Annotated in this window: 3 protein-coding genes, 1 tRNA gene and 1 pseudogene; 2 read left to right on the top strand and 3 right to left on the bottom strand. The window is 42.8% G+C overall.

The annotated features are described in order from the left end of the window. Nucleotides 1-332: class II glutamine amidotransferase (locus tag ABYB02_RS13605; protein ID WP_372762971.1), on the bottom strand; the 332-nt coding region annotated here is incomplete at its 3' end. Nucleotides 333-658: 326 nt separating this feature from the next. Between ABYB02_RS13605 and fadE the strand changes: the two genes are divergently transcribed. Then, the gene (gene fadE, locus ABYB02_RS13610) at nucleotides 659-3,127 is read left to right on the top strand and encodes an acyl-CoA dehydrogenase FadE (RefSeq protein WP_372762972.1); all 2,469 of its coding nucleotides are present in this window, start codon (nucleotides 659-661) and stop codon (nucleotides 3,125-3,127) included. A gap of 80 nt (nucleotides 3,128-3,207) precedes the next feature. Beyond that, nucleotides 3,208-4,822: pseudogene (locus tag ABYB02_RS13615) on the top strand (alpha/beta fold hydrolase); the annotation flags it as partial. Nucleotides 4,823-4,874: 52 nt separating this feature from the next. On the opposite strand, the gene ABYB02_RS13620 reads toward ABYB02_RS13615, so the two are convergent. Further along, nucleotides 4,875-5,591 (bottom strand): helix-turn-helix domain-containing protein, encoded by a 717-nt coding sequence (locus ABYB02_RS13620; RefSeq protein ID WP_372762973.1) that lies wholly within the window; start codon nucleotides 5,589-5,591, stop codon nucleotides 4,875-4,877. 214 nt (nucleotides 5,592-5,805) lie between these two features. After that, a tRNA-Asp gene (locus ABYB02_RS13625) sits at nucleotides 5,806-5,882 on the bottom strand. Between the last annotated feature and the right edge of the window lie 122 nt (nucleotides 5,883-6,004).

Consider the following 6,004-nt stretch of genomic DNA (forward strand, 5'->3'; position numbering starts at 1 on the left):
AATTGACCATTGTGCGCATAGGTGATTTCGCGCCCCCACAACTCACGAGTAAACGGGTGAGTATTTTCAAGGCATACTCGGCCGCGATTACCTTGGCGAATATGGCTGATCACCGACACGCTTTTGATAGGGTACGCTTTAACAAACTTGGCAATTTCCGATTGATAACTTGGTTCAGGATCTTTAAAGGTTCTACAGCCTTTGCCTTCATAAAAGGTAATACCCCAACCATCTTTATGCGGCCCCGTATTACCACCGCGCTCTAACAATCCAGAAAAACTAAAACAAATATCGGTCGGTACGTTGGCTGACATGCCAAGTAATTCACACATTAATAAAATAACCTTAAAAAACCGTACATTAAAATAAATAGCGTTATATTTTTGTATTCAGCGTACACTCAATGCGCGCTGCCAATAACACTCATATTTACTTAAAAAATGATATTTTACTAGCCGATTTAATTTATTTTTGTGCGTAACAGCACGCTGATTAAATTTCAATCCACAACACTGGCGCGTGTTACGGCTAAATTAGCGCAAACAAGCCACTTAATAAGTACATTTTAACTATACTTTAACTCTGTAAGGTACTTGAAAGTTAGCTTAACTAGCGCTACTCTAACCAAGGTGGTCTGACCTCTATTAAGGAATTAGCAATGACACTCATATTTACACTCGGTTTAATCGCACTGCTTAGTGCAGCGATTTACCACAGAGCGAGTTGGAACACGGTACTTGGTGTTTCTGCCGCAACATTATTAATTGGTACTTTTGCCGGTGCCTTTGGTTTAATTAGCTGGGTGATTTTTTTAATCATCGCAGTGCCTCTTGCTGTCACTGGTATTCGCCAGCAATATATTATCAAGCCTATTTTTACGACCTTTAAAAAAATAACGCCGAGCATGTCTGATACCGAAAAGTCAGCCATCGATGCAGGCACTACTTGGTGGGAGGCAGACTTATTTTGTGGTAATCCTGATTGGAATAAACTGCACCAATACCCGCAACCTAAACTTACCATTGAAGAGCAAGCCTTTATTGATGGCCCTGTTGAAGTTGTGTGTAGCATGCTGGATGATTGGGAAGCCACGCATGAACTCACGGATCTTCCACAAGATGTATGGCAATACCTAAAAGATAATAAATTCTTTGCCATGATCATTAAAAAAGAATACGGCGGGTTACAATTTTCGGCATTTGCCCAATCGTGTGTACTGCAAAAACTAACCAGTAAATCAACCTTACTGTCGTCAATTGTGGGTGTACCTAACTCTTTGGGCCCCGGTGAATTATTACAGCACTATGGTACCAAAGAGCAAAAAGATCATTACTTACCTCGTCTTGCCAGTGGCCAAGAAATCCCTTGTTTTGCATTAACCTCACCAGAAGCAGGCTCTGATGCCAGCTCAATTCCAGATTACGGTGTGGTATGTAAAGGCCAGTGGAATGGTGAAGAAGTGCTGGGTATTAGCCTTACCTGGAACAAGCGTTATATTACTCTTGCGCCGGTGGCGACTGTGCTCGGCCTTGCCTTTAAACTACAAGATCCCGATGGCTTGCTAAGTGACAACAAAGAGCCTGGTATCACCTGTGCACTTATTCCAACAGATACCCCTGGGGTTGAAATTGGCCGTCGCCATTTCCCGCTTAATGTACCGTTTCAAAATGGCCCTACGCAGGGTAAAGATATTTTCGTCCCGCTTGATTACATTATTGGTGGACCTGATATGGCAGGTCAAGGCTGGCGCATGCTGGTTGAGTGTTTATCGGTGGGCCGCGCAATTACCTTGCCGTCAAACTCAGCCGGTGGCATTAAAATGATTGCCACTGCAACCGGTGCATACAGTCGTATTCGCCGCCAGTTCCGTTTACCTATTGGTAAAATGGAAGGCGTAGAAGAGTCACTCGCTAAGCTTGCTGGTTACGCCTACAGCTCAGATGCGGCAGTAAGTATGTCGACCGGTGCGGTTGATTTAGGCGAAAAGCCTTCGGTGGTGTCGGCGATTATTAAATACCATCTCACCGAACAAATGCGCGACTCAACCCTGCACGCTATGGATGTACTTGGTGGTAAAGGTATCATGCTTGGGCCAAATAACTACTTAGGCCGAGGCTATCAGGGAGCACCTATTGCCATTACCGTTGAAGGTGCCAACATCTTGACCCGTAATATGATCATTTATGGTCAAGGTGCTATTCGCTGTCATCCTTTTGTACTTACCGAATTAGGTGCGTGTGAAATTGAAGACCGTGAAGAAGCGTTAAACGTATTTGATAAAGCACTTACCGGTCACATTGGCTTTACCCTGTCTAACTTGGTACGTACTAAGTGGCTGGCGCTAACTGGCGCACGCTTTACTAGTGTACCGTACAAAGACGAAACGGCTGAGTTTTACCGTATCGCCTCACGCTTTAGTGCCTCATTGGCATTAATGTCTGACATTAGCATGGCGGTATTTGGTGGCTCACTAAAACGTAAAGAACGTATTTCTGCGCGTTTAGGTGACTTACTAAGCTACCTTTACTTAGTGTCTGCAACACTGAAACGTTATAATGATGAAGGGCGTAAAAAAGAAGACTTCCCACTGGTTCAGTGGAGCTGTCAAGATCACCTTTATCACTGTCAACGTGCACTTGCCGATTTAATTAATAACATGCCGTCAGCACCACTGCGTGGCGTATTAAAGGTCTTGTTATTCCCGTTTGGCCGTCCGGTGCGTAAACCTACTGACAAACTTGAGCATAAACTAGCGCAAATACTGCAAGTACCTAGCGAAACGCGTAATCGTTTAGCAAGCTATGTTTACTTAACCAATGAGCCACTTAACTTAGTCGGTCGTCAAGAGCAAACGCTGAAGGATGTGCTTGAAGTTGAGCCATTATTTGACCGTGTTTGTAAAGAAACAGGTCAAAAGCTGCCGTTCTTCCAACTTGATAAAGTAGCGAAAATGGGCTTAGAGGCAGGTATTTTAAGCCAAGCAGAAGCCGATAAACTCGCGGCAGTTGAACAGGCACGTTTAGATGTTATTAACGTAGACGACTTTGATCCTGCCGATTTACTGGCCGGTAAAGCAGCACGTAATAGTAAAGCAAAAGCGAAAGCCAAAAAAAGCACTGCCGCTTAATTTGCTCTAAACCACTCATTTAACATGGTAAAAGCCAGCATATTTTATGCTGGCTTTTTTATTTGTAAAAGTTAAGCGCTCTGTTATTTAGCAAAGATTCTGGCGGCAACGAACGCTACCATGTTTATGTGCGCGAAGTGGATGGCACAATAAAAGATTTAACAGCTGGTGAGCAAACCCACGCTTATTTTAGCGCTGTTACTTCCGATGGCAGCCATTTTTTATTACCAGTAATCAGCGTGATGCTAAATTCATGGATTTATACCGGGTTGATAGCACAAGCTATAAAAAACCTTAGTGTATAAAAATACCCAGGGCTTAAATGTCGGGGCGATCAGCCCCGATGGCCGCTATATTGCCCTATCAAAAAACAATAGCAATAAAGACAGCGACACCTTCATAGTGGATACCGATGCAAAAACGCAACAGCCGCAATTAATTACGCAACATGACACACCCGCACAATACACCCCTGAAACCTTCTCTACCGACAGCAAATATTTATACTACTCTACAGACGCTAAGGGCGAATTTTCGCAAGTATGGCGCTATGAGATAGCCACAGCTGAACATAGCCCCGCATTAAAAGACGAGTGGGATGTGAGTTTCATCTATTTTTCTCAATCAGGCCGTTACCAAGTAAGCGCTGTAAATGCTGATGCCAGCACGAAAGTTACGGTAACAGACACACAAAGCGGCAAAGACATTGCGATGCCTACACTTCCTGCGGGTAATTTACGCTCGGTAAACTTCTCTGCCGATGAACAAATGATGTCATTTTATTTAAACTCTGATACCTCACCCAGTAACTTATTTGTATGGCAAGTGGGTAGTAATAACGCCAAACAACTTACCAGCACCTTAAATACAGAGATCAATCAAAGCGATTTAGTGGCCAGCACTATCGTGCGCTTTAAAAGTTTTGATGGTTTAGAAATACCAGGAGTGTTATACAAACCAAAACAAGCTAGCAGCATCAATAAAGTCCCTGCGTTAATATGGGTTCACGGTGGCCCAGGTGGCCAAAGTCGCACTGGCTATAATGCCATGCTGCAACATTTAGTTAATCATGGCTACGCTGTGTTTGCGGTAAATAATCGGGGGAGTTCTGGCTATGGAAAAACATTTTTCCACTTAGATGATAAAAAGCATGGTAGCGATGACTTACAAGACATTGTTTACGGCAAAAACCACTTACAAACACTCGACTGGGTTGATGCAGATAAAATAAGCATTATGGGGGGCAGCTACGGTGGCTTTATGACAGCCGCCGCCCTTGCCTTTGAGCCTGAAGAATTCAAGGTGGGTAATAATATTTTTTGTGTAACTAATTGGGTAGGCACCCTTAACTCAATTCCACCATGGTGGGAGAGCTTTAAAAAGTCGCTGTACGACGAAATGGGCGATCCGGCCACCGATGCTGAGCGTCATCGTGCAATCTCACCGCTATTCCACGCCCACAATATTACTAAGCCACTGATGGTTATTCAGGGCGCGAACGATCCTCGAGTATTACAAGTAGAAAGCGATGAGCTCGTGGCTGCGGTGAAAGCCAATGGCGTGCCAGTAGAATATGTACTGTTTGACGATGAAGGTCATGGCTTTACTAAAAAAGTAAACCGCATCAGTGCATCAAACGCGTATTTAAACTTTTTAGATACTTACTTAAAAGGGTCACTTGGCCCACAAGGGTAATTGTAAGCCAATTTATATTAAAGCCTGCTACGTTTTTGTACGCTGGCTCTTTTTATTGTTTGGTTAATCTAGGTTCCAGTAAAGCTAGCGCCAGACCAAATACAGCAGCCAAAATACCTAAAAACTCAAACCAACTATTGCCTGCATGTGGTATGGTCCGCGAGAGTTCATTTGCATTATAAAGTCGTTTACCTCCTTCGACTTCTTCAACAAATGATTCACCGGTATACTCATCCATTAGCTTAAAGCTTGGTACCCTTCTGGCTAGTATTTCCCGATTTTTTTCCTCTCTTTTCTCGCGGTTTGACTCAATAATAAAATTACTCCAATGAGTAAAAATATTTAGAGGTTCATTTGTTTTTATCACACCTAGTGATTTGTATTCGTAAAATCGCTCATTAAACACATAATTTTTATGTCCTGCATAAAATAATGCACAGCCAAAAGCAATCAAAAACATAGCGAGGTATATAATTTTTCGCTGTGCGGCTGAGCTATTTACAGCTTTACTTTTAAACCACAATTCTACATCGGGTATTTGCATGAGCCTTGTTTTGTCGTGGCTGAAAACGAGGGGCTTCATAAACTCGTCAATTGAAAGATCTAATGCCAAAAGCAAAGATCTGAAAATTTCATTCGAAGGAATTGATTTATCATTCTCAAGTTTTGATAAATAACTTTGTTCTATACCCACTTGCTGGGCAAATTCAGGTTGGCTCAATTTTTTATTATTTCTAAGCTGCTTTAGTTGTTGACCTAATGTACTCATCTTTGGGCTTCCTTTTTTAAAGTGAGACTAGATTCTTGGTAATTCATGCAGATATATGAAGCTGAATAGTGAAGAATAACAAGGAATATTAGCAGGTTAGTATAAAAGAGTCGATCAGATAGCTGATAGCTGATAGCTGATAGCTGATAAAAGATTATGTTTGGATTAATTAATAAGGAAATTGTTTATTTCTTGCTATTGAGGAAATAACAAGTGGCGGAGTGGACGGGACTCGAACCCGCGACCCCCGGCGTGACAGGCCGGTATTCTAACCAACTGAACTACCACTCCGCAGTGGCATGTGCATGGGGTAATGCACTTACTAATTTTGTTACGATATCAAGTGGCGGAGTGGACGGGACTCGAACCCGCGACCCCCGGCGTGACAGGCCGGTATTCTAACCAACTGAACT

It is taken from the genome of Pseudoalteromonas sp. (assembly GCF_041613455.1).
Taxonomy (GTDB): domain Bacteria; phylum Pseudomonadota; class Gammaproteobacteria; order Enterobacterales; family Alteromonadaceae; genus Pseudoalteromonas.